Origin of the sequence: Microbulbifer litoralis (assembly GCF_023634065.1) — a bacterium.
Lineage (GTDB): Bacteria > Pseudomonadota > Gammaproteobacteria > Pseudomonadales > Cellvibrionaceae > Microbulbifer > Microbulbifer litoralis.
The window spans coordinates 34,696-58,798 of record NZ_JALKCV010000005.1 but is presented as its reverse complement, the minus strand read 5'-3'; the positions used below and the strand labels follow the sequence as shown (position 1 = coordinate 58,798).

The 24,103-nt window shown below is 65.2% G+C and carries 22 protein-coding genes and 1 other RNA gene; 12 read left to right on the top strand and 11 right to left on the bottom strand.

Annotated features, from left to right (window positions below; translation table 11 throughout):
- Positions 1–2: 2 nt before the first annotated feature.
- The 3 genes from ssrS to MWN76_RS09390 form a co-directional block, all read right to left on the bottom strand.
- Positions 3–183: non-coding RNA, 6S RNA (ssrS, locus tag MWN76_RS09400), on the bottom strand.
- A gap of 95 nt (positions 184–278) precedes the next feature.
- The gene (locus MWN76_RS09395; protein WP_250461150.1) at positions 279–596 is read right to left on the bottom strand and encodes a cell division protein ZapA; all 318 of its coding nucleotides are present in this window, start codon (positions 594–596) and stop codon (positions 279–281) included.
- Positions 596–799: a TIGR02449 family protein gene (locus MWN76_RS09390; protein WP_284500332.1), complete on the bottom strand. Its 204-nt coding sequence runs from the start codon at positions 797–799 to the stop codon at positions 596–598. Before MWN76_RS09390 ends, MWN76_RS09395 begins: the two co-directional genes overlap by 1 nt.
- Before the next feature lie 306 nt (positions 800–1,105).
- Between MWN76_RS09390 and MWN76_RS09385 the strand changes: the two genes are divergently transcribed.
- The 8 genes from MWN76_RS09385 (at position 1,106) to MWN76_RS09350 (ending at position 9,001) form a co-directional block, all read left to right on the top strand.
- Positions 1,106–1,678, top strand: a complete 573-nt coding sequence (locus MWN76_RS09385) for a UPF0149 family protein (RefSeq protein WP_250461148.1) — start codon at positions 1,106–1,108, stop codon at positions 1,676–1,678.
- A complete protein-coding gene (locus MWN76_RS09380) occupies positions 1,678–3,060 on the top strand; it encodes an aminopeptidase P N-terminal domain-containing protein (protein ID WP_250461147.1) in 1,383 nt (460 codons plus the stop codon). The genes MWN76_RS09385 and MWN76_RS09380 overlap by 1 nt, the downstream gene beginning before the upstream one ends.
- Entirely contained in the window at positions 3,057–4,295 is a 1,239-nt protein-coding gene (gene ubiH / locus MWN76_RS09375; RefSeq protein ID WP_250461146.1) for a 2-octaprenyl-6-methoxyphenyl hydroxylase, read from the top strand. Before MWN76_RS09380 ends, ubiH begins: the two co-directional genes overlap by 4 nt.
- A 52-nt stretch (positions 4,296–4,347) precedes the next feature.
- Positions 4,348–5,583, top strand: coding sequence for a UbiH/UbiF/VisC/COQ6 family ubiquinone biosynthesis hydroxylase (locus MWN76_RS09370; protein WP_250461145.1), 1,236 nt, complete (start codon positions 4,348–4,350; stop codon positions 5,581–5,583).
- A gap of 96 nt (positions 5,584–5,679) precedes the next feature.
- Positions 5,680–6,687, top strand: coding sequence for a rhomboid family intramembrane serine protease (locus MWN76_RS09365; RefSeq protein ID WP_250461144.1), 1,008 nt, complete (start codon positions 5,680–5,682; stop codon positions 6,685–6,687).
- Positions 6,688–6,692: 5 nt separating this feature from the next.
- The gene (locus MWN76_RS09360; RefSeq protein WP_250461143.1) at positions 6,693–7,823 is read left to right on the top strand and encodes a CNNM domain-containing protein; all 1,131 of its coding nucleotides are present in this window, start codon (positions 6,693–6,695) and stop codon (positions 7,821–7,823) included.
- Positions 7,824–8,035: 212 nt separating this feature from the next.
- The gene (locus MWN76_RS09355) at positions 8,036–8,338 is read left to right on the top strand and encodes a hypothetical protein (protein ID WP_250461142.1); all 303 of its coding nucleotides are present in this window, start codon (positions 8,036–8,038) and stop codon (positions 8,336–8,338) included.
- Between the two features lie 96 nt (positions 8,339–8,434).
- Entirely contained in the window at positions 8,435–9,001 is a 567-nt protein-coding gene (locus tag MWN76_RS09350) for a CBS domain-containing protein (RefSeq protein ID WP_250461141.1), read from the top strand.
- Between the two features lie 30 nt (positions 9,002–9,031).
- Here the strand turns inward: MWN76_RS09350 and MWN76_RS09345 are convergent, their stop codons facing one another.
- Complete coding sequence (locus MWN76_RS09345; protein WP_250461140.1) at positions 9,032–9,721, bottom strand: 2OG-Fe(II) oxygenase; 690 nt, start codon at positions 9,719–9,721, stop codon at positions 9,032–9,034.
- Positions 9,722–10,013: 292 nt separating this feature from the next.
- Between MWN76_RS09345 and gcvT the strand changes: the two genes are divergently transcribed.
- On the top strand, positions 10,014–11,102 hold the full coding sequence (gene gcvT / locus MWN76_RS09340) for a glycine cleavage system aminomethyltransferase GcvT (protein ID WP_250461139.1): 1,089 nt from the start codon (positions 10,014–10,016) through the stop codon (positions 11,100–11,102).
- A gap of 271 nt (positions 11,103–11,373) precedes the next feature.
- Complete coding sequence (gene gcvH / locus MWN76_RS09335; protein ID WP_250461138.1) at positions 11,374–11,760, top strand: glycine cleavage system protein GcvH; 387 nt, start codon at positions 11,374–11,376, stop codon at positions 11,758–11,760.
- A gap of 85 nt (positions 11,761–11,845) precedes the next feature.
- Here the strand turns inward: gcvH and ptsP are convergent, their stop codons facing one another.
- Together ptsP and MWN76_RS09325 are read right to left on the bottom strand one after the other, a co-directional pair.
- Positions 11,846–14,107, bottom strand: coding sequence for a phosphoenolpyruvate--protein phosphotransferase (gene ptsP / locus MWN76_RS09330; protein ID WP_250461137.1), 2,262 nt, complete (start codon positions 14,105–14,107; stop codon positions 11,846–11,848).
- 75 nt (positions 14,108–14,182) lie between these two features.
- Positions 14,183–14,818: an RNA pyrophosphohydrolase gene (locus MWN76_RS09325; RefSeq protein ID WP_284500330.1), complete on the bottom strand. Its 636-nt coding sequence runs from the start codon at positions 14,816–14,818 to the stop codon at positions 14,183–14,185.
- 331 nt (positions 14,819–15,149) lie between these two features.
- Between MWN76_RS09325 and MWN76_RS09320 the strand changes: the two genes are divergently transcribed.
- Together MWN76_RS09320 and MWN76_RS09315 are read left to right on the top strand one after the other, a co-directional pair.
- Positions 15,150–15,815, top strand: a complete 666-nt coding sequence (locus MWN76_RS09320) for a histidinol-phosphatase (protein WP_250461136.1) — start codon at positions 15,150–15,152, stop codon at positions 15,813–15,815.
- A 52-nt stretch (positions 15,816–15,867) separates the two neighbouring features.
- Positions 15,868–17,055 carry an imelysin family protein gene (locus MWN76_RS09315; protein WP_250461135.1) on the top strand — a complete coding sequence of 396 codons (1,188 nt, stop codon included), beginning with the start codon at positions 15,868–15,870 and terminating at the stop codon, positions 17,053–17,055.
- Positions 17,056–17,216: 161 nt separating this feature from the next.
- On the opposite strand, the gene mepK is transcribed toward MWN76_RS09315, so the two are convergent.
- The 5 genes from mepK to MWN76_RS09290 form a co-directional block, all read right to left on the bottom strand.
- A complete protein-coding gene (gene mepK, locus MWN76_RS09310; RefSeq protein ID WP_486634797.1) occupies positions 17,217–17,750 on the bottom strand; it encodes a peptidoglycan L,D-endopeptidase MepK in 534 nt (177 codons plus the stop codon).
- 334 nt (positions 17,751–18,084) lie between these two features.
- Positions 18,085–19,290: a L,D-transpeptidase family protein gene (locus MWN76_RS09305; protein WP_250461133.1), complete on the bottom strand. Its 1,206-nt coding sequence runs from the start codon at positions 19,288–19,290 to the stop codon at positions 18,085–18,087.
- Between the two features lie 3 nt (positions 19,291–19,293).
- The gene (locus MWN76_RS09300; RefSeq protein WP_250461132.1) at positions 19,294–20,547 is read right to left on the bottom strand and encodes a L,D-transpeptidase family protein; all 1,254 of its coding nucleotides are present in this window, start codon (positions 20,545–20,547) and stop codon (positions 19,294–19,296) included.
- A gap of 160 nt (positions 20,548–20,707) precedes the next feature.
- On the bottom strand, positions 20,708–22,663 hold the full coding sequence (locus MWN76_RS09295; RefSeq protein ID WP_250461131.1) for a L,D-transpeptidase family protein: 1,956 nt from the start codon (positions 22,661–22,663) through the stop codon (positions 20,708–20,710).
- Between the two features lie 407 nt (positions 22,664–23,070).
- Positions 23,071–23,889, bottom strand: coding sequence for an NRDE family protein (locus MWN76_RS09290; protein WP_250461130.1), 819 nt, complete (start codon positions 23,887–23,889; stop codon positions 23,071–23,073).
- Between the last annotated feature and the right edge of the window lie 214 nt (positions 23,890–24,103).

Here is a 24,103-nt window from a genome sequence, read left to right as displayed (position 1 = left end):
TAGGGAACCCCGAGTGTGCGGCTGAAGACGTAGCCTTGAACCGTGAAGTTCAAGGTGGGGGTCTCCGCAATGCATCAGGCTTTCCGCTACAGGGCGGACTTGCGCAACAGCATACGCTGGAAACCTCCTGAATGAGATTATCGGCTCGAGGACATAGTCAACTGGCCAACACCTCAGGGTCCGTTAATTATAACGCACCGGGCTGCAAAAAAGCGAAATGACTTGTCGGTGGGAATCGGGGGAATTCGTCGCTGTCAAGCGTTCGGGGCCGCCGGCGCTCAGTCGCCGGGGTCGATCTTGCCCAGTGCGTCCTGCACCTTGTCCTGCAGCCGGTCGAGCATTTCCTGTTCGAGCGGGATGCGGGTGAGCTCGGCCTTGGCCTCGATCAGCTCGTGGGCGATGTTCAGTGCCGCCATCACGGCAATGCGTTCCAGGCCGATTACCGAACCGCTGGAGCGGATGCGCGACATGCGCTCGTGCAATAGACGTGCGGAGGCCTGCAGTTCGGCGCGCTCGTCCTCTGCACAGGCGACGCGGTACTCCTTGTCGAGGATGGAGACCGTGACGGTTTCGGAAGTCGGTGCTGAGTCACCCATCAGGTATCTTGCGCTAGCCCCTTCAGGCGGTTGATCATGGCTTCGACCCGGGAGCGGGCGGCCTCGTTGTTTTTTATCAGGCGCTGGCGCTCGCGCAGCCAGTCGGCTTCCTGTTGCCGCAACGCGTGGTTGTCCTCGGCCAGCTGCTGGCAGCGGGCGATGAGTGAATCCACTGTGCTTTCTAACGCTTGCAGTTTGTCCATAATTTCTGCGTTTTGGCGTTGCCCGTAATTGTCTCTGCCTATATGAGCTCGCAACACGACAGACTGCGAGGGATTCCGCTACTATATTGCCGGCGTATGGGAGGGTCAATTGCCGCGCCCGCGCGGGCTGTCACAAATTTGCCCGCGGGCTGGCCCGCGGCAGGCACCCGCCGCGGAATGCGGCGATCTGCTCAAACCCTGGCCATGGCCTGCTCCCCGGTATTTTGCGCCAGGAGCGCGGGCCCGGCCCTGGAACAGGGCCTAAACAGAATCGAAAGTATAGCCAGAAAACGACGAGCGGTATTTATGACATCCCCAGCCAACCAGTTTGAGTCCCTCGCCAATGCCATTCTCGCTGCGAGCGGTACCACCGACCCGAGCGAATTGCACGGATTCGCCTGCGGCGTGGTGACCGCCGGTGCGCGCCCGGATCGGCAGCGCTGGGAAAAGGAGCTGGCGGAGCTGATGCAGCTGGACGCGATACCGGCGGACCTGAAACGCGATTTCCTGCAATTGGCGGACGAGAGTCTCCGGCAGTTGCGCGACAGCAATTTCGATTTCCAGCTGCTGCTCGCCGACGACGACACTGGCCTGCCGGCAAAGACCGCCACCCTGGGCAACTGGTGCCAGGGTTTCCTGCTCGGTTTCGGCGTCGGCGATTTCAAGGGCGAGATGCCGGCGACCAGCCGCGAGGCACTGGAGGATATCGGCCGCATCGCCCAGGTGGATCCGGGGGAGGTCGAGGCGTCCGACGAGGCGGAAAACCAGTTGTTGCAGGTACAGGAATATGTGCGTGTCGCGGTCATGAATATTTTCACCGAGTGCAGCGGCGACAGCAAAATCGCCGACGACAACAAGAACGGACCGACGCTGCACTGATGGCCGCCGGCAGGAAGGGCCCGCCAGCGGGCATCGGGAAACCGGAGTACGCGCGGCGGCGCGCCCGCCTCATCGCCGGATTGGCGTCGGGCAGCTTGGCGATAGTGCCGGCCGCGCGGGAACAGCTGCGTTCGCGGGATACCTATTTCCCGTTTCGCCAGGACAGCGATTTTCTCTACCTCACCGGTTTCAGTGAACCGGAGGCCCTGCTGGTCCTGGTGCCCGGCCGCGATCACGGCGAGGAACTGCTGTTCTGCCGCGAGCGCGATGCGGAAAAGGAAATGTGGGACGGGCCGCGCCTGGGGCCCGAGCGCGCCGCGGAGCACTGCGGCCTGTGCGATGCGTTCCCGATCGGCGACCTGGACGATATCCTGCCCGGGCTGCTGGAGGGGCGCGAGCGGATCTACTACACCATGGGCCGTTTCCCGCAGCTGGACCGGCGCCTGCGGCACTACCTGCAGGCTCTCGAGGGGGCACCGGGCAGTGCCGGGGCCCCGGAAATGGTCGACCTCGACCGGCAGCTGCACGACCTGCGCCTGTACAAGAGTGCGCAGGAATTGCGGTTGATGCGGCGCGCTGCCGAGATCACCGCCGAGGCGCACCGCCGCGCGATGATGGCCTGTCGCCCGGGTGGCCATGAGTACACGCTGGAGGCGGAGCTGTTGCGCACCTTTGTCGCTGCGGGCGCGCGCGAACCGGCCTACCCGAGCATCGTCGGCGGCGGTCGCAACGCCCTGGTGATGCACTATTGCAACAACGACGCACCGCTCAGGGACGGCGACCTGGTACTGGTGGACGCGGGCTGCGAATACCGTGGCTACGCCGCCGATGTCACCCGCACCTATCCGGTCAACGGCCGCTTCAGCGGTGTCCAGCGCGCGGTCTACGAAATCGTGCTGGCGGCTCAGCGGGCCGCGATCGACGAGATCCGCCGCGGCAATCACTGGGACCAGCCACATATGGCCAGTGTGCGCACCATCGCGCAGGGGCTGGTGGACCTGGGGCTGCTGCGCGGCGATGTCGACGGCCTGGTCGAGTCCGGCGCCTACCGCCGTTTCTATATGCACCGCGCCGGCCACTGGCTGGGCATGGATGTGCACGATGTCGGTGACTATCGGGTGCACGGCCAGTGGCGCCAGTTGGAGGCGGGCATGGCGATGACAGTGGAGCCGGGTATTTATATCGGTGCCGACGACGACACGGTGCCGGAAAAATTCCGCGGTATCGGTATTCGCATCGAGGACGATGTGGCGCTGACAAAAGACGGCGCGCAGGTCATGTCCGCCGATGCCCCAAGCACCGTGGCCGGGATCGAGGACACTATGCGCCGGGCGGCGGAATACCGGGCCGATGACACACAGCTGCAGGGAGAATTGTGGTGAGTGAACACAGGCACACCGACGTTGCCATCGTCGGTGGCGGCATGGCCGGCGCCAGCCTGGCACTGATGCTGGCACACTATTGCCCGCAGCTGTCGGTGACAATGCTGGAGCGCCGGCCGCTGCCGGATGTGGCCGCCAGCGTGCAGTTGCCGAGTTTCGATACCCGCGCCACCGCGGTCGCCGCCGGCAGCCTGCAGATATTCGACGAACTGGGCCTATGGCCGCAGCTGCGGGACTACGCCGCGCCCATCGAGCATATCCATGTCAGCGACCGCGGCCGCGCCTTGGGGGCGAGGCTGGATGCGCGGGAGCAGCGCCGCGCCAGTTTTGCCGGCGTGCTGGGGGCGGTGATCGAGAACGCGGCCCTGGGGCCGATACTGCACGGCGCCCTGTCGCGAACAGGCGTCCGGCTGCAGGCGCCGGCGCAGGTCGAGCGCGTACAGATGACGGACGCAGGCGCCCGACTGCGGTGGCGCAGCGATTCGGACGCCGCCGAGCAGCTGCTGGAGGCCCGCTTGCTGGTGGTTGCGGACGGCGTCGATTCGCCGCTGTGCCGGCAACTGGGTATCGAGAGCGAGCGAATCGATTACCGGCAGCGCGCACTGGTCACTACCATCGGTCTGGAGCGGGATCACCGCAACCGGGCCTACGAGCGCTTTACCGAGGCCGGCCCCATGGCGTTGCTGCCGCTGCCGAAACGGGACGGACTGCACCGCATGGCGCTGGTGTGGACCGGCGCCGAGCGGGCGGCGGAGGCACTGGCGGCGCTGCCGCAGGCGGATTTTGTCGCGCGCCTGCAGCGCACCTTCGGCTGGCGTGCCGGGCGCTTCGTGCGCGCCGGCGGACTGCAGGACTATCCGCTGAGCCTGTCCGTGGCCCGGGAGCAGTGGCGCCGCAGCCTGGTGCTGGTAGGCAATTGCGCCCACTTCCTGCACCCGGTGGCCGGTCAGGGCTTCAACCTGACGATGCGGGATTGTTACGGCCTGGCACAGGCGCTCAGGGAGAGCGGGTTGGCGCCTGACTCAACGCAACAGCTAGGCTTGTTGGAAGCCTATGGCCGCGGGCGACAGCGGGACCAGCAGCTGACCATCGGTTTCAGCGACCGGATACCGCCGTTGTTTGCATCCGGCAATCCGCTGTTGCGCGGGTTGCGCCAGGCCGGGCTCCTGGGCCTGATGCTGGCGCCGCCACTGCGGTCGGGTTTTGTCGGCCAGGCGGCCGGTTTTGGGCTTTAATTGACTGCGCACCGGCCCGCACGGCCGGGTCACCTTCGACCAGGGGCAGACTATGAACAGACAGCGTATGGATATCGCCATCGTCGGCGGCGGCATGGTGGGCCTGGCCCAGGCGGCGCTGCTGGCGGTGCGCCACCCGCAGTTGCAGGTGGCGTTGCTGGAGGCGTCCGCCGAAGTGGCGCCGGTGCCCGCCGATCAATACGACCCGCGCGTCGTGGCCCTGACCCAGTCTTCCCGCGAACTGCTCGACGAGGTGGGCGCCTGGGGGGAGTTCGGCGGCGGGCGCGCCTGCCCCTATACCGAGATGCGCGTCTGGGATGCGGAGGGCACGGGTTCGGTGCGCTTCAACAGCCGCGATGTCCAGTTGCCCAATCTCGGCCATATCGTCGAAAACAGCGTTGTGGTGTCGGCGCTGCGCCGGCGGCTGGAGGCGCTGCCCAATGTGGAGCTGGTGAACGGCTTCCGCCTGGAGACCTGGTGGCGGGACTGCGGTCTCTGGCACCTGCAGCCGCGCAGCGATCGCATCAATGTGATCGAGGGGCTGGAGGAAAATGGTGAGATACTGCGCACGCGCCTGCTGATCGGTGCCGATGGCGCCCGTTCCCGGGTGCGCGACCTGCTGCGCATCCGCGCACGCGAGACCGTCTACAACCAGACCGCACTGGTGTGTGTGGCCCGCTGTGAAAAAACACACGGCCACACCGCCTGGCAACGATTCCTGAAAACCGGGCCGCTGGCGTTCCTGCCTCTGGCCGGGCTCGGCGATGAAAACCACTGCGCGGTGGTCTGGTCCGCGGACGAGGCGCTGGCGCGGGAACTGGTGATGCTCGATGACAACGCTTTTGCCCTGAACCTGGAAAAGGCGTTCGAGAGCCGCCTCGGCGGAGTCGAATCGGTCAGTGAGCGTTTTTCCTTCCCGCTGCGCGCGCGCCACGCCGAGTCCTACTACGGTCCCGGCGCGGTGCTGATCGGCGACGCCGCCCACAGTATCCACCCGCTGGCCGGCCAGGGCGTCAACCTGGGGCTACAGGATGTCACCGTGCTGAGTGAGGAGATTGCCCGCGCACTGAAGCGCGGCCTGGAACCATCGGATCCGTCGGTGTTGGCCCGCTACCAGCGCCGCCGCCGCGGCGACAACGCCGCGACGCTCAAGGCCATGAGTACGTTCAAGTCCCTGTTCGGCGCCGGCGACCTGCACTGGCGCTGGCTGCGCAACACCGGATTGAGTATGGTGGATGCCAGCCCGCTGCTGAAAAAGCGCATCATCCTGCGTGCCATGGCGGTGTAGTATTGATCGGGACTCCCGGGAGCGCGGGGCTCCAGCTCCGCTTGCGGGCCGCCGGCCCACCATGGCCGCGCCACTTGTCAAGACAGGCCCCGACCCTTGAACCACTGGATCACCGTCTACGAATTCCCCATCGACAAGGATCTCTCGGAACTGGCGCAATTTATCCGGCGTTACCGCCTGCCGCTGCGCATCAGTGAAGAGAGCAACCGCCAGGTGCTGTCCGCGGCCGACCCGCGTCTGCCCGGTTTGCTGCAGCCGGTACTGGAGCGCTGGCTCGCCGGTGAAATCCGCCTGGGCGATATCCGCGTGGAAGCGGTGGAGGAGCCGGCAGCCGTTCCTACCGACGAGCTGGTGGATGGCGCGCGCGGGGGTGAAAAAAACAGTGGGGACGAAACGGCGAGTAAAGAAGTGCCGGAAACCCGCGTGCGGGAAGCCGAAGTCTCCCATTCCGCTTCCGTCTCCCCGCTGCCCGACTGGCCCTGGCGGAAAACACCGCTGTGCCTGGTCTTGATCGCCCTGTGCTTTATCGGCTGGCTGCTGCCAGAACCGCTGGTGCGGGACCTGTTGATTGTCCCGGATCGCAGCGGAGTCTTTGATATCACGAACTCGACCCTGGCCCGGCACTGGGCGCAGGGAGAGTACTGGCGGCTGTGGACGCCGGCGATCGTGCATTTTTCCCTGCCGCACGCACTGTTCAACGCCATGGGAGTCTGGATCCTCGGCCGCTCGCTGGAAGCGCGTGCCGGCACGGTGGTATTTGCCCTGCTGATCCTGGTCAGCGCAGCGGCCTCCAACCTGTCACAGTATTTCTGGTCCCCGGAGACGCGCTTCGGTGGCATGTCCGGTGTGGTGTACGCGCTGGTGGGGACGGTATTCGTGCTGCAGCGCTGGCAGCGGGACTGGCGCGATGTCCCCAGCGGTCTTGTCGCGGTAGCGGTCGGCTGGTTACTGTTTTGTGCCAGCGGGCTCTTCACTTACATTTTCGGCATCGGTATCGCCAACGCGGCGCATATCGGCGGGTTTTTGTGTGGTATCTTGCTGGCGTTTGCCTACTGCCTCGCCGGCGGAGCAAAAAAATTTTCCGATGATCCCGCGACCACCTGACTGATATGTTCCTGCTGATTGTCTACGTACTGATTGCACTGGGCTTCTCCTTCCTGTGCTCGATCGCCGAGTCGGTGATCCTGAGTGTGACCAAGCCCTATATCAGCTTGCTGGAGCGCGAAGGCCATGGTGCCGGAGCGGTATTGCGCAAGCTGAAAGAGGATATCAATGCACCGCTGGCGGCCATCCTGACCCTGAACACCGTCGCCCATACCGCCGGTGCCGCCGGTGCCGGTGCCCAGGCCGCCGCGGTTTTCGGCAGTCATTACCTGGGGGTGATCTCCGCGATCCTGACGCTGTTGATCCTGGTGTTTTCCGAAATCATTCCCAAGACACTGGGTGCGGTTTACTGGCGCCAGCTGGCACCGGTGACCGGCTACACGGTGCGCTTCATGGTGTGGGCGCTCTACCCGTTTGTAAAAATGTCCGAGTGGCTGACCCGCGGCCTGTCCCACGGGCCGACACTGACCGGTTTCAGCCGCGAGGAGTTCGCCGTAATGGCGGAACTGGGGCGGGCCGAGGGCCAGTTGGAGGAGCGCGAATCCAATATCCTGCGCAACCTGTTCTTCACCCTGCGCGATCATTCCGTTCGCGAGGTCATGACGCCGCGCACCGTGGTCTATTCCCTGTCCCAGGACGACACCGTGGCGGATGTATCCGAGGATGTGGAGAAGAGCCGCTTTTCGCGCATTCCCATTTACGAGCGCCGCGACCCGGACTGCGTGGTGGGCTTCGTGCTCAAGCAGGAATTACTGCTGGCCCAGGCGAAGGGTGACGGCAGCGACAAGCTGTCGAAATTCCGCCGCGATATGCTGATGCTGCCGGAGACCGCGACCATCTACCAGGCTTTCCAGAAAATGCTGGCGCGGCGTATGCAGATCAGCGCGGTGCTGGATGAATACGGCAGCCTGGAGGGCCTGGTAACACTAGAGGACCTGCTGGAAACCCTGCTGGGCGAGGAGATCGTCGACGAGGCGGACAAGACCCCGGACCGACAGCAATTGGCCAGGCGCCTGTGGCGCTGGCGCTCGAAGCGCTACGGCCTGAAGGTGGACGACGAGGCGCAGCAGGAGGATGAGGAGTTCGAGGGCGACATCGAGGACGAGTCGCCGCCGAAAGATGAGAGCGGCCATTGAGCGCGCCTATCGCTCCGATAATCGCTCACCGCTTGAACGCCGGGAACCCCGCCCCCATATTGAGACCTAAGCAATACAGGAAAAATGCACGGCGACCGGCCGCTATTGACGACCGGTTGCCGGTTCCGGCCCCGACAGTGGGCCGCGTTTTACCTGCCGTCGACAGACGGGTATTTCAGTCTCCGATTGATAGGCATTTGTAGGTTTTTATCGTGCGTATCGGGTTGCTTTTTCTGGTCCTGCAGTCAGTACTGTTGTGTGCAACAGCGCAGGCCGAACCCGGTGTTTCGCAAAAACCGCAGACGGCCGCCGCCGGTGTGCTGGAGTCCTCTCCCGGCGATACCGGCACCCCACTGCCGCCCGGTGGCGACGGCGACCTCGAACTGCAGCGCGCCGCTGCCGGCGTTTTCAGCGCCTCGGCAGTGCCGGGCGCGACCCTGGTTTTCCCCCATTCTCCGCTGCCGGGCCGCGCCCGCACGGCCAATATCATTCGCGGTCCCCCCGCACTGGCATAACTCCGTTTTTCCCAACCCCTTTTTTCTGTGCCGTGTTTTTACATCCGCGGCCCAATGGTCCGATGCCAATGGCATGGGCCCACGAGAGTTATCGCCATGAAGAATTTTGATTTTCTGCAACTGCAAGACCTGGACCGGCTGGTATTTCCGGAGGAGTTCCACGAGCTGACACTGGATTCACCGGCGTTGAGTTTCATCTCGGATTTCAAGAATCACCACCCGTCGGTGTTGACCACGTCGGTCACCGCGCTGAACGCGGCCAAGGTGATGCGCGCCGGCCACCTGGGGGCAGTGTTGGTGCTCGACCGGGAGGGTAATTTCACCGGCCTACTGACCTCGGACGACGTCAACTACCAGCGGATCATGCAGCTGGTGGCGGCGGGCCTGCCGCGGGACGAACTGACCGTGGCCGACCTGATGCGCCCGCGCAGTGAACTGAAAATGCTGAGCTACCAGCAGGTGGCGAAAAGCCGCATCCGCGATGTGCTGGATGCCATGCGCCGCGAGGGCCAGCGGGACTGCCTGGTGGTGGACCTGGAAAACCATCATGTGCGCGGCGTCCTCAGTGCCGCCGAGGTGGGCCTGCGCCTGAATGCCGACATCGATATCGAGAAGGCGCCGACCTTCGCCGAACTGATGGAGGCCATGGCGCCGGTGCACTGATTGCCGCCCCGCGCGCCGGCGCGCGGGGCTTCAGGAGGCCGGGTCGATACTGTCGCCGAGGCTGGTGTTGACCCGGAACCAGCCGGTAACGCTGTAGCGCGGCCGGTTGACCGTCAGTACCTCGTGGGGAAACTCCTCGCTGAGGAATATCGCCATCTGCCCGAAGCGCGGCGCCACTGTCAGCAGTGGCTCCGCCGCCTCTCCCAGTGTGCCCGGCGGGTAGATCGCCAGCTCGCCGGCGTCGCGCGGCTGCCAGTTGGGGGTCAGGTAGAGCACCGTGCTCACCACCCGGTTGGTACTGCCCTTGAAGGCGTCCAGGTGCTTTTTGTAAAAAGTACCGCGGTCGTAGTAGGCGTAGTGACACTCGTAGTCGAACAGCCCCAGAAACAGCCGCCGGTTCAGCCCCAGCCGCAGTGCCTCCATCCAGTTCAGGTAGGCACTCACCGCCGGGTTGCCGTTATCCAGCCAGAAAATCTCGTCGCTGCGCACGAAGCGGTTCAACTGGTGATCCTCCTCGCGACCGATGCCACCGCGCCTGAAGTGCTCGCGGTCGATGGAGCGGAAATGACGCAGCAGGCCGCCCAGCAACACCGGTGGCAGTGGTGCCGGCAGCGAGATATAGCCGTCTTTGCGCAGTGCGGCGGCAATCAAGTCCACGGGGTCGCCGTCGCGGGGGCCGAATCGTCGGGCCTCCGCGGCGGTGGGAGCAGCGGCGTTCAATCGGGTTCTCCGGAAATCATTGCGGCGGCGTCCGGCCGCGGGGAGGGATTGCGCTTTATACACCCGCCGCGGGGCCCGGGGAAGCGATTTTGGCCGGCGCCGCCGGCGCATTGCCGCTGTCCTGCCCGCCGGCCGAATCTTTGGCGGTGCCGGCCCGCGATCGCAGGTTATCGTCCCGGAGCCTGCTAGGCTTGCAGATCATAGCTGTATTAGCGTGGGCACTTCTGGTAACAGCGATGGCGGCGCCGTTAGAATACGCGGCTTTCGGACTACCGACTTCAGAGAACAAAATATGGGAAACAGAACGCCTCTGTATGACGCACATGTCGCCATGGGCGGCAAAATGGTGGATTTTGGCGGATGGGATATGCCGCTGCACTATGGATCGCAGCTGGAAGAGCACAACACGGTGCGCACCGCTGCCGGCATGTTCGATGTCTCCCATATGACCGTGGTCGATATCGACGGCGACGGCGCCCGCGACTACCTGCGCCACCTGCTGGCCAACGATGTGGCCAAGCTCGACGGCAAACCCGGTAAGGCGCTCTACACCGGGATGCTGAATGAGAACGGCGGTGTCATCGACGACCTGATCGTCTACCTGCGCGACCCCGGTTACCGCGTGGTGGTCAACTGCGCGACCCGCGACAAGGACCTGGCCTGGATGCAGAAACAGGCGGAATCCTTCGATGTCTCCCTGAACGAGCGCCCGCAACTGGCGATGGTCGCCATCCAGGGCCCGCAGGCGCTGGACAAGGTCAAGGAAGTACTGGGGGTCGACTGGATTGCGGCCATCGACGACCTGACGCCCTTCCAGAGTGTCGCCCGCGGCGAGTGGTTTGTGGCCCGCACCGGCTACACCGGCGAAGATGGTGTCGAGATCATCCTGCCCGGCGAGGATGCCGACGGCTTCTGGCGTGCGCTGGCGGACGCCGGTGTCGAGCCCTGTGGCCTGGGGGCGCGCGACACGCTGCGCCTGGAGGCGGGCATGAACCTGTACGGCCACGAGATGGACGACGACACCTCGCCGCTGGTGGCGAATATGGGCTGGACCGTCGCCTGGCAGCCGGAAGAGCGCGACTTTATCGGCCGCACCCCGATCGCCGGGGAAAAGGCGGCCGGCGTGAAACAGAAACTGGTGGGCCTGGTGCTGGAAGAGCGCGGCGTGCTGCGCGCGGAACAGCCGGTGGTGGTGGACGGCAGCGATGACCGCGGTATCATCACCAGCGGTACTTTTTCCCCCACCCTGGGCCACTCCATCGCGCTGGCGCGGGTGCCGGTGACGGTGGGCGATACCGCCCAGGTGGAGATGCGCAAGAAGCTGGTACCGGTCAAAGTGGTAAAACCCTGCTTCGTGCGCAACGGTAAACCGGTCGTCTGACCGGACAGAGTTAAGAAACCAAATGTAACTGCCCACGCATCGGGATACGGAAATCGAAAAGATCACCTGGATCCGATGTGAAGGCCCTGCTGCCGGGGGAAGTTTGCGGGACTGTTGGCGAGAGGGACCTCGCCGACAAGCCTCCAGGGATGGATTCACGGCGTGTCCCGCAAACTTCCCCCGGCAGCAGGGCCGCCACGACCTTTCTTAAGGGCAATGGCGCGGGGGGTTGCCAGCGAATTACAAAGTTGCTTAATCGAGGGATCACAGCATGAGCGAAATCCGCAGCGAACTGAAATACCTGTCCAGCCACGAGTGGGCGCGGCTGGAAGAGGACGGTACCGTCACCATCGGCATCAGCGACCACGCCCAGGATGCGCTGGGCGATGTGGTATTCGTGGAGACCCCGGAAGTGGGCGCCACCCTGGCCGCCGGCGACGAGGCCGGTGTGGTCGAATCCGTGAAGGCCGCCAGCGATATCTATGCACCGGTTTCCGGTGAAGTGATCGCTGTCAACGAGGCCCTGGAAGACGCCCCCGAAACCGTCAACGAATCCCCCTACGACGAGGGCTGGATGTTCCGCATCAAGCCGAGCGATACCGGCGAGCTGAACAATATGCTGGATGCGGATGCCTACCGCGAAGAGGCGGAGCAGTAAGCCGCGTTTGATACCCGTAAAAAAAGCCGCATCCGATATACCGGTGCGGCTTTTTTTGTGTCTCGAACCCGGTTTCCCGGTTCGATCATTTCCCCTCGGGCTGCAACAGCGCCTTCAGTCCCAGCCCCTGCAGGAAGTCCTGCAACACCCGCTCTATCTCCTCCGGATACTGCATCTCCAGCACCTGTTCCAGCAGCTTGTCCGCGTCGGTTTTCCTGATCGCGCGCAGGGCCGCCTTGACCCGGGGCAGGTTGGTGGCGTTCATCGACAGCACGTCGTAGCCCATGGCCACCAGCAGCAGGGCGCCGCCGGGGTCGCCGGCCAGTTCGCCGCAGATGCCCACCTTGGTGTCGGCGGCGTGGCCGGCGCTGACCACCTGGTGCAGGGCGCGCAGCACCGCCGGGTGCAGCGCGTGGTAGATATTGGCCACGCGGCTGTTGTTGCGGTCCACCGCCAGCAGGTACTGGGTCAGGTCGTTGGAGCCCACCGACATGAAGTCCACATGCCGGGCCAGTTCCCGCGCCTGGTAGACCGCTGACGGTACCTCGATCATGATGCCCAGCGGCGGCATGTCGATCTCGTAGCCCTCGTCCCGGAGTTCCCGGTGGGCGCGCTGCACCAGCTTGCGCGCTGCCTCCACCTCATTCACACCGCTGATCATCGGCAGCATGATGCGCAGGTTGTCGAGCCCCAGGCTGGCTTTCATCATCGCCCGCACCTGGCCCAGGAAAATCTCCGGGTGGTCCAGGGTCACGCGGATGCCGCGCCAGCCCAGGAACGGGTTGGTCTCCTCGATGGGGAAATAGGCCAGCGCCTTGTCGCCGCCGATATCCAGCGTGCGCATGGTCACCGGCCGCGGCGCGAAGGCCTCCAACTGTTCGCGGTAGATCTCGCGCTGCTCCTCCTCCGACGGGAAGCGGTCGCGCAGCAGGAAGGGCACCTCGGTGCGGTACAGGCCCACGCCCTCGGCGCCGCGCTCCAGCGAGCGCACCACGTCCGCCATCAGGCCGGTGTTGACCCACAGGCGTACCCGGTGGCCGTCGGCGGTCTCGCCGGGCAGGCCCGCCAGGTGATCCAGGTTGCGCGCCAGCTCGCGCTCCTCGGCGACGATGGCGTCGTAGCGGCGTTTCAGCTCGGCGCCCGGGTGCACGTGCAGCTCGCCGCGGTAGCCGTCCACCACCAGCTCGGCGCCGTCGATCTGTTCGTAGGGGAGATCCTGTACACCCATCACCGCCGGCAGCCCCATGGCGCGGGCGATGATGGCCACGTGGCTATTGGCGGAACCCTTGACCGAAATCAGGCCCATCAGTTTTTCGCGCGGCACCTCGGCCAGCATCGCGGCGGTCAGCTCCTCGCCGATCAGTATCGTGTTCTCCGGGTACTCCCGCTGGGCCTGCTGTTTCTGGCGCAGGTGCATCAGTACCCGCGCGCCCAGGTCGCGCACATCGGCGGCGCGATCGCGGAAGTAGGAGTCGGACATGGCCTCGAAGCGGCGCACATGTTCCAGCATTACCTCGGCCCAGGCGCGGGAGGCGCTGAGTTGCTGGCGGATGCGGTCGCAGACCTCCAGCGCCAGGGAGTTGTCGTCGAGCATGCTGATGTAGGCATCGAACAGCGCCCGCTCCTCGCGGTTCAGGTCGTCTTTCAGCCGCTCGCCGACTTCGCGGATCTCCTCGCGGGCATTGCCCAGTGCCTGCTGGAAGAGCTGCAGCTCCGCCTCCACATCCAGGCAGCAGGAGTAGGGCACCGTGGCCAGGTTGGCCTGGGGTGACACCACATGCGCGCGGCCGATGGCGACGCCGGGGGAGGCGGCGATACCGCTGAACTTGGCCTCGCGCCGCTGCCGGCCGATGGCGGCCAGGGCACCGGTGGCCTCGGCGTGGGCGATGACCCCGGCCAGCTGCGCCGACAGGGTGACCAGGAAAGCTTCCTCGCCCTCGTCGAAGCGGCGCTGTTCCGTCTGCTGGACGACCAGCACGCCGAGTACGTTGCGATGGTGGATGATGGGGGTGCCGAGAAAGGCGCTGAAACGCTCCTCGCCGGTGGCGGGAAAATACTGGTATGCGGGGTGGGACTCGGCCCGTTCCAGGTTGATGGGCTCCTCGCGGGTGACCACGTTACCCACCAGGCCCTCGCCGGGCACCATGTGCACCTTGCCCACGGCGTCCTGGTTCAGGCCGCGGGTGGCCATCAGTACGTAGGAATCGGACTGTTTGTCGCGCAGGTAAACGGAGCAGACCCGGGTGTGCATCACGTCCCGCACGCGACGCACGATGATATCCAGCACCGCGGGCAGATCCCTGGCCGCGTTGACTTCCTGAACAATACTGCGCAGAGATCCGAGCAAAGGTTCGTCCTTCCCTTATATCGCAAGTTTCGGGGCTGGTTCGGGAGCGCGAGCCGATAGCAACCCGCCCGGCGGCTATTCCTGCTCGCGCAGCCAGCGCTTCTCCAATTGTATCTGCTGCGGCACCAGTTCGGTCAGCGCGCGGCGATACACCTCGCGCTTGAAGGTCACCACCTTGCTCAGCGGGTGCCAGTAACTGACCCAGCGCCACTGGTCGAACTCCGGCTTGTAGCCGTTATTGAAACTGATGCTGCTCTCCGGCGCTTCCAGCTTGAGCAGGTACCACTTCTGCTTCTGGCCGATACACAGGGGTTCCGAGCGCTTGCGGATCAACCGCTGCGGCAACCGGTAGCGCAGCCAGCCGCGGGTGCAGGCAATCATGCTGACCTGGTCGCGGGTCAGCCCGATCTCCTCGTAGAGCTCGCGATAGAGCGCCTGTTCCGGAGCCTCGCCGGGATTGATGCCGCCCTGGGGGAATTGCCAGGCGTCCTTGCCGCCGATCCGCCGCGCCCACAGTGCCTCGCCGCGGGCGTTCAGAACAATGATGCCGACATTGGGACGGAAGCCCTCGGCGTCGATGTTACTGCTGTTGTTGTCGCCGCCCTGCGCCCGGTTTTTGCGATTGTTGCCCGGGTTGTCGCTGCGGCTGGACTGTCTGGCGGACCTGCGGCGGTTTTTGCGCCCGGACTGAGCCGGCTTGCCGTCGCCCAAAATACCGTCCTCGATTCGTCTGTATGCGGCGGGGAGCCTGTGGGACCCGAGTCCGACCGGCTGCCGGCCGCGTATATCTTGTCCAGCATTGTTCCACAGCGTGGGTATTACGGCAATTGGGCTGCGCCGCACAGCCGCGGCGGTCCGGTGAAGCGGGCGTGGCGCGGGATGGACGCCGGTGCCTCCGCATGTGGGAAACTGGGGCGGCAATTAGGGCTTAAGTGACACGCGCACTGTGCCAGCGGCGCCGTCGGGTTAAAATCTCCGCCCCGGGGGCCGCTGGCGGTGAATTCGCGGCAGGACCTATAGTTAACAGTTGAGGGAGATGGCGGTGCAGTTGGCGATATTTGACCTGGACAACACCTTGATCGGCGGCGACAGCGACCACGCCTGGGGCGAGTTCCTGGTGGAGCGCGAACATGTCGACGGGGAGCGCTACCGCTCCGCCAACGATCGCTTCTACCGGGACTACCAGAGCGGTGAGCTGGATATCTTTGCCTACCTGGAGTTCGCCCTGGAGCCGCTGGCACAGCTGTCCCGCGGCCAACTGGGCAACCTGCAGCGGGCCTTCATGGAGGAGGTGATCAGCGAGATCTGGCTGCCGCAGGCGGAGGCGCTGATCGACCGGCACCGCCGCGAGGGCCACCATATCATGATCATTACCGCCACCAACCGCTTTGTGGTGGAGCCGATCGCGGAGCGCCTGGGTGTGGACACACTGCTGGCCACGGAACCGGAGGAGGTGGAGGGCCGCTTTACCGGCCGCGTGGCCGGGGAGCCCTGTTTCCAGGGTGGCAAGGTGCTGCGACTGCACCAGTGGCTGGCCCACAACCCGGCCTACAGTGCCGCCGAGAAGTGGTTCTATAGCGACTCCATCAACGACCTGCCGCTGCTGCGGGAGGTGGAGCACCCGGTGGCCGTGGACCCCGATCCGCGCCTGCAGGCCGAGGCCGAGAGTCGCGGCTGGCCGGTGATCAGCCTGCGCGGCGATGAGTGAGGCCCGGGAAACCGGGGCATTGTCAATCGATAGCTTTGAAGTGGGGAATTCTGTGAGCGGAGATACGATGCGGCGCGGCCGGCTGTGGCGGCTTGCGTTTATGGCGATGTTGCTGTCCCTGGGTGCCTGTGAAAAGGGCAGCGAGGCCGGGCAGCCGGTAGCGGAAAAACCGAAGCCGGTGCCCGAGGCAGTGGATACAGAGGCGGCCGAAACCCTGTCGCGGGATATCTGGCAGACCGGTGAGGCGCAACTGATCGACGTGCGCGCGGCCGTGGAGGCGCTCAACCACGCGGTGGGGACGCTGCTGGAGCGCCCCAACGAGGATCACCTGGAAGCGGCCAAGCTGGCGTGGCTGGATGCACACCGCCAGTTTGCCGCGGCGCTGCCCTATATCCAACTGGGGTTTGCCCCGGCGGAGATCCGCGACCAGGGCCGCAAACTGGTGCTGGCGCTGGACAGCTGGCCGGTGCAGCCGGGCTACCTGGATACTGTGCCGGGCTACTCCGACAGCGGTATCGTCAACGACACCGCCATCGAACTGACACTGACCAATCTGCGCCGCCAGCACCGCCTGACCGCCAACGAGGAGGCCAGCACCGGTTTCCACGCGATGGAGATCATGCTCTGGGGGCCCACCGGCGAGCGCGCCGCGAAGGAGTTTGTCGCCGTCGACAAGGGCGAGAAACCCGAGGCGCTGGCCGTCAACCGGCGGCGCCAGCTGACCCGCCTGATCGGCGAGGCGCTGGCCGAGGATGCCGATGGCCTGGTACGGCGCTGGCCCTATGCGGCCAACGACCTGTCGCGCCACTTCCTGGCGCTGGCGCCGGTCGAGCGCCTGCAGCAGGTGCGCGCCATCCATACCCGGGTGGTGGACGAAGAGCTGCTGCGGCGCCTGCCGGAGAGTTCCGAGAGCGATGTCGAGAGCGCCCGTGCGGCGGATTCCAAGCTGGCGCTGCTGGCGATACTGAAAACGCTGCAGGCCAGCTGGTTGCCGGCGGAGGGCAGCGGGCTGGCCGAGCTGCTGCTGGACCGCCACCAGGTCAATGCACTGGAACAGAGCTTCGAGCAACTGGAGGAACTGCTGGTCAAGATGGAGGACCCGATGGAACTGGCGGAACTTGAGAAGCTCGCCCGGGCGCGGGCGCTGCTGGAGCGGATCGCCGGCCTGATGGCGGGGACCACCCGGGTGCCGGTTGCCGAGGAGGAGATGACCCCGGTGGCACTGCCCTCCGACAACTGATCGGTCGCGCTGCAGCCCGGCAATTGACTGCTGGGGTGGGGTTGTCCCGGCGGTGCGCACGGCGCAATCTCCCCGGAGTTCCGGGTTCCCATACAGAAAAACCCGGCCGTGAGGCCGGGTTTTTGGGTCAACGGATCGCCCCGTAGGGGCGACGGCCGCGATTACCAGCGGCGTACCGGACCGGTGTCGACGTGTACGAAGTTACTCTTCGGGTAGTAACCCACGCCGCCCAATCTCAGGTCCAGCGCCGCGCGCCGCACCTTGCTCAGCGGTACACCCGGCATGCGCAGGTCGATCGCCATACCGCGGGTGTGGTAGCTGCGCTTGGCGACACCGCTGGAGCGCGAACGCAGCATGGCGTTGGTCTTGGCGGTGCGATAACCGGAGATGATCTGGATCTCGCCGTTGTAGTTCAGCTTCTCTTTCAGCTTGTGCACCAGGTCCAGAAGTTTCGGGTCCATGCGTGTGGACTCGTTCTGGCGATGGTCGCGCAACAGTCGGTTGAATTGCTTCAGGCCGCTGCTGCTGTAGTCACCGTTGGACCAGTAGGCGGCGTTCAGCCTTTCCCCGGTGTGCAGGTTGCGCATTTTCAAGGTACGCGAGGAGCCTACCTTCGCGAATGTCGGTCCGGCACTGACCGCTGCCGCTGTTGCACAGGTAACTGCCAGGAACCGGCGTCTGGATGGATTCTTCATAACCCTGTTTCCGCCTTGTCGTGTGTTTCTCGTCGTGCCCCGTGTGGCTTTTGGCGCCATTTGGGGTTGAGAGAAATGTACAAAAAATAACCGGTTGTTACAAACGGCAACCGGGTAATGAAGAATCGATCGAAGAGATCCGCTGGTATTTTATTTCTGCTGAGGCTAAGCCGGTGGCCGGATCGAATGGCGCTGACGGCAGGTGGCCGGGCGTTCATGAGACAGCGTTGTCACCCGGAGGCAAAAACAGAAAAATAATTTTTTTGTGACTGTTGCGTGTCATTTGGCCCCGATCGGGGAAAAGCGGGCCCGCGGCCCAGTGGCTGGGGGCGTTTCAGCGATTGGCGGGAACTGTTCCCGGCTGTTCGGAGCGGGTTGTCCGGTCGCGGTGGTAGATATCCGGGCGGAACTGGGCGCGACCGTGCTCGTCGATCCAGGCGGTCAGGTAGGCGATATACAGCCGCGGCGGCCTTTCCACCCGGATATTGACGCTCTCGTCGCCCACCGTGGCCCGGGCTACGCGGGTCCTGTCCCATCCCTGGCGGCCGAGCAGTGCGTAGGCCAGCTCCTCCGGCCGCTCTAGGCGGATACAGCCGTGGCTGAAGGCGCGTTGGCGGAATCCGAACAGGCTCTGGGCCTGGGTGTCGTGCAGGAAGATCGACTGCTTGTTCGGCATCACGAACTTGACCCGGCCGAGGGTATTGCCGGGGCCGCTGACCTGGCGCAGGGTCGCGTTGCCGTGGGCGGCGCGGGATATCCCCTCGGCGGAGATGGGGGCGGTATCGCCATCGCCGTAGCTCACCACGCGATAGCCCCGCTCGTGCATGGCCTGCGGGTTGTTGCGCGCTTTCGGCAACAGCTCTGTCAGCAGGATACTGCGCGGTACCGTCCAGGTGGGGTTGAAGACCACGTTGGTGATACGGCTGCGCATCGACGGGGTGCGGCTGCTGGTTTTTCCCACCACGGTCTTCATGTCCAGGGTTACCAGGCCCCTGTCCACCAGTTGCAGCCGGTAGTCGGGGACATTCACCAGTACATAGCGGCCGTCGCGGGGGACTTCGAGGCGATCCCAGCGCTCGGCGTTCAACTCCAGTCGGCGGGCCCGTTCCGCTGGCGACACCGCCAGTTCCGCCAGGGTGTGGGGGCCGGCGATACCGTTGGGCTCGAGGCCGTGGCGGCGCTGGTAGTGTTCCACCGCCCGCTGCAGGCCGCTGTCGAAGCGTTCCGGGTCGCGGTTGCGGATTTCCAGGGGGCCCGGCAGGCCGCGATAGTCGCCCAGCAGTCGCAGCAGCCGGCGCAGTTGCAGTACCCGCTGGTCGCGATCCCCGGCTCTGAGCGGCGGGCCGTCCGCCAGTGGTTGCCACCTGTTCGCCAGCCGGCGGTAGCGCTCTGCGGCGGCTCGCAGGTCGGCGCCGGCGGTGGCCGGATTCACCGCGCGCTCAGGGTCCGGTGGCGTACGCGCCGCATACACGGCGGGCGCCAGGGCCAGGCAGATCAGCGTCGCCAGCAGGTGCCGGCGAAGCGCATGTCGGCTCGCCATAGTTCACCCCGGTTGGTTGCTGTCGGTGTCGCCGGCGTCGGCGCTGGAGTTCTCGGGCGTGTCGCGCTCGTAGATGTCCGGTCGGAACTGCAGCAGCCCCTCCTCGTCGACCCAGGCGGTCCAGTAGGCGATGTATACCGGGATCGGGTTCTGCAATTCGATCCCCTGGGTGCGCTGGCTGGCGAGGGCGCGTTCCACTTTCTCCGCGCCCCAGTTGTTTTGTTCGCGCAGCATCATGCGGGCGAACTCCAGCGGTTTTTCCAGGCGGATGCAGCCGTGACTGAAGGCGCGCTGACTGCGCCGGAACAGGTGCTTGCTGTTGGTATCGTGCAGGAAAATGGCCTGTTTGTTGGGAATGACGAATTTGACCCGGCCGAGGGCGTTACCCGGCCCGCCCTTCTGGTGCAGCATCACTTTGCCGCGGCGGATGCCGGCGATGTTGCCGCGGGTGAAGGGCACCGAGCGGCCGCGGTGGTTGACCAGCCGGTAGCCCTTGGCGGACAGGCTGGCGCCGCCTTTGGGCAGCAGTTCGCGCAGGGCGATATTGCGCGGCACGCGCCAGATGGGGTTGAACACCACACGGGTCATGCGCGTGGTCAATTGTGGTGTCTTGTGCTTGGTCTTGCCGACCACCACGCGCATGCGGAACTGGTCCCGATCGCCATCCACCAGGCGCAGGCTGAAATCGGGAATATTGACCAGGATATAGCGCGGTCCCAGGTCCTTGGGCATCTGCTCCCAGCGCTGCAGGTTGGCGGTCAGGGTGCGGACCCGCTGTTCCGGCCTGACGTTCAGGCGCGCGCGGGTGCGGTCGTCCACCAGCGCGTCCTCTTTCAGGCCGTGGCGGCGCTGGAAGCGGCGCACCGCCTGCTGCAGCGCCTCGTCGTACTCGTCGGCGGCGGCGCTTTTGTTGGTGTCATCGCTCAGTTGGTAGTCGCCGTACTGCATCAGCAGGCTGCGCAACTGCGCCACGCGCGGGTCGCGCATACCGGGGGCCAGCGCCTGGCCGTCGTCGAGCGGTTGCCACTGGTCGCCCTCGGCCAGCGCGCGGTAGCGCGCCAGCTCCTCGCGCATCAGCGCGTACTGCCGGCCGTAGGGAGTGTAGGGATCCGTGGCCTCTGTTTCGGCGGTTGTTGGTGCTGGTTGTTGCGCGGTGTCGCTGTCGGCGAGCGGCATTTCGCTCGCCAGGGACAGGGCCAGGATCAGCGCCAGGGCGCTGCAGTGGCGGGTGATTTCGAGCGGATGACCGATTCCCATGGATTACCCCTGTGAGCTGGACGCTTCGCCTTGCTCACATTGGTAACCTGCGGGGCGGTCGGGTCGAAATACCTTAAGGGAATAATGGGGATGCGGAATGATGAACGCGTTATCACGGCCAGGTCGGCATCCCGCATTCATCCATTCCGCATTCTGGACGTCACCACTGGTTGGCGGCCAGCCCGTCCTTGCCGTAGATATCGTCGCGGAAGTTGAGTCGGCCCTCACCGTCGACCCAGGCGGTCCAGTAGGTGATGTAGACCTTCACGTTTTCCTTCATGTTCACCTCGGTGGTCTCGTCGCCGACGGTCAGTTGGTCGATGCGCCACTGATCCCAGTTCCCCTGCGGCCGCAGCAGCGCCTCTGCCAGGTGGCGGGGTTTCTCCAGGCGGATGCAACCGTGGCTGTAATCCCGGTCGGTCAGCGAGAAGAGACTGCGCGCGCGGGTGTCGTGCAGGTAGATATCGTCCTTGTTGGGAATCTCGAACTTCACCCGACCGAGGATGTTGTCCTCGCCGCCCATCTGGCGCATCAGGTAGGAGCCGGCGCCGGCGGCGGACAGGTTCTTCGGTGTCAGCGGCAGGTGCTCGCCGCTGCCGCTGACCACGCGGTAGCCCATGTTCTCCATGCCGGTGGGATTGGCGCGGGCCTTGGGCAGCAGTTCGTTGACCAGAATGCTGCGCGGCACTGTCCAGGTGGGGTTGAAGACCACGCGGCTGACGCGGGTGGTGATCTCCGGGGTGGCGTGTTTCTTCTTGCCCACCACCACGTTCATGGACAGTTTGACCCACTCGTTCTCCACATACTGGAGGCGGTAAGCGGGTACATTCACCTGTATGAAACGGTCTCCCAGGTCGTTCGGCAGGGACTCGCGACGGCGGATGTTGGTCTCGATGATCTGCGCCCGCGCGGTGGGCGACAGGTTCAGCCGTTTGCGGGTCTCGCGGCCGACGATGCCGTCGGGTTTGAGGCCGTGACGCTCCTGGAAGCGCAGTACCGACTCGTGCAGGCCCCGGTCGAACTTGTCGTTCTCGCCACCGTAGCCGTAGTAACCGCGGTAGTCGCCGTAGAGGGTCAGCATGTGGCGCAGCAGGGCGACGTGGGGGTGTTTGGCGCCGATGGTCATCGCCGGCCCCGGGGGCATGGGCCGCCAGCGACCGCTGGCTGCGATATCGCGCATGCGCGCCAGCTCGTTGCGCAGGGCCGTGGCGTCGCCGCCGTAGCGCGTGTTTTCCTCGTAGTAGGGCCCCTCGCTGTGCTCGGAGGCCCGCCCAACCGCGGGCTGGCCGTTTTCGTCGTAGTAGGTGCGGCTGCCATTGCGCGGCGGCAGGCCGCCGGCGGAGAAGCGCGAGTTGCCGTAGCTGCGGTTGTTGTAACGCCGCTGATAGCGGCTGGAGTAGTGGCGCGAGCGATCGATGCCATCGGCGGCGCGCTCACGACTGCCGGCCTGTTCGTGGCTGCGCATGTAATAGCGGCTGGTGGCATTGCTGCTGCCGCGGTTGTAGCCCCGAAAGTACTTGCGGCCGCTGGATGTGTTGCTCTGTCTGCGGGCCGTCAGTCCCGCCAGCTCGAAACCGCCGCCGCCATTGTAGACCGGCGTGATATCTCGCTGGGGGCGGCTTTTCGGCGTCAGTTTGTCCAGTTGGGTGTCCTGGGCATAGGAGACGAAGGCGTCGGTCAGCAGCACGTCCAGTACCGCGGCCATCTGCAGCCGCTGGGGCGTATCGCGCAGGGTGCGGTCGAAATAGCCCAGGTGATAGCGGTAGTCCACCATGCTGCTGGGGTTGCCGGAACTGGAGGCGGTGAGCTGCTTCAGCAGGTCGTTGGCGGTGTCGCTGAGGCTGTAGTTGTCGAACCACAGCAGCCGGTAGTCGGTGCGCTGGTAGATGCGCCGCACCGCGGCGGGATTGAAAATGGGGTCCTGGGCCGGCCAGGCATCGGGGTTTTCCTCCAGCCAGTAGACCAGGTGTGGGCGCACGGCGTTTTCCGGCAGCACCGGTACCGTTTTCTGGTTGGCGGCGAAGGCGTAGTAAAGGGCAAACACGCACAGACTGCCGAGGATCAGCATTGGCAGCGGGGATTTGTGTTTGCGGCGCTCTGGGTTGAAATACGACATGGTACCTCAGCGATGCTGCAGGGCCCGGTTGTGCCTGTCTGTGGCCGTAAGCCGGACGCCAGATCGTTTATACCTTCCCAACCTGCGGCGAAGCGGTCCCGATTATCGTCGATTTGCACCGACTGTTCGCCTGTGTCATGCGTCCCGCGCGACCTTCCTTATAGAGGCCGGAGGTCGGGTTCCGCTGCCGGTGTTGCGCGAAACTCAACCAATTCCGGTCTGTGAGATTAAGTATGGCAACAAATCCGGAATTTGCTTGGCGTGGGATTCATTTGACACTAATCGGGACTCGGGACTCGGGACTCGGGACTCGGGACTCGGGACTCGGGACTAGAAAGGAAAGCGCCTTTCTCCCGTTTTGCGAGGGAGGTCGGAGGAGGGGAGGGAAAGTTGGCCGCCGCGGGGCGTCAGTCGAGAGCGAAGTGACGCACTGGTCCCGCCGGCTCACCCCGTTGATAGCCCTGTTCCCACAGCTGTGTGCGCCCGCTGCGGTGCACGGCCATCAGGGTGCTGGCGCGGGTGCCGTAACCGCCGGGGCTGTCTTCGGTGGCGGCGACCGGGAGGTCGTCGCCCCGTTCGATCTGCACGAATATGGGCGACAGCGCCCGCTCCAGTTGCCGGCCGACGCCGGTATGGGGCAGGTCTTCCTCCGGCGCCGGAGCGCGATCCCGCAGCAGCGCCAGCGCCGGCTCGACGAAATTGCGGCTGTCGAGCCGGTCGTCGATACCGCGCAACAGTCGCTGCAGCCGCGCCTTGCCCTTCTCGACTTTGGGCCAGGGCGCATCCGGGGCGCCGTTGGAGATGCCGTGTATGCCGGCGGTGAAGGTGAAGGGCCTGTGGCGATTGCCGGCGCAGACCAGTTCGTCGTCGGCGCCCAACTGGAACAGCAGGGCGTTGAAGCCGCGGTAGCGCTGATCCGTCAGTCCGGTTGCGAAAGCTGCCGGTGTCGCGGTGCCCTGCAGGAAGTCGCGCGGGATATCCCCCCGGGACAGCGGTTCCACCGGTGTGGGCACCTGTGGTTCGCGAATATTGGTCACCGCCGCCGCCCGCCCCGGTGCGATCCCGGCCCAGGTCCCCCCGGCCTCGATATCGCGTCCGGCGACCATTTCGGAGTCCTCCCAGCGAGCTGCGGGCGCGGCCGGGCGCCGATAGAACTCGTCGCGGTTGGCGGCGAGCAGCAGCGGGTAGTCGGGGTGGCAGCGGTAGGCGAACAGCAGCAGGCACATAGGGTGAATACGGAATGATGACGAATCGGCAGGATAGCCGATTTGCGCAGCCGAAGGCTGCCCCGTAGGGGCGCAGCTGTGTTAATTCGGAATGTGGAACAGTGGTTGGGGCAACCGGGATTGTCCGCATTCCGCATTCGTGATTCCGCTTCCCGCCCCATAACTGGTAAGATTTCGCCCCAATCATCCGACTCGCCAACAATTGTGACATCCG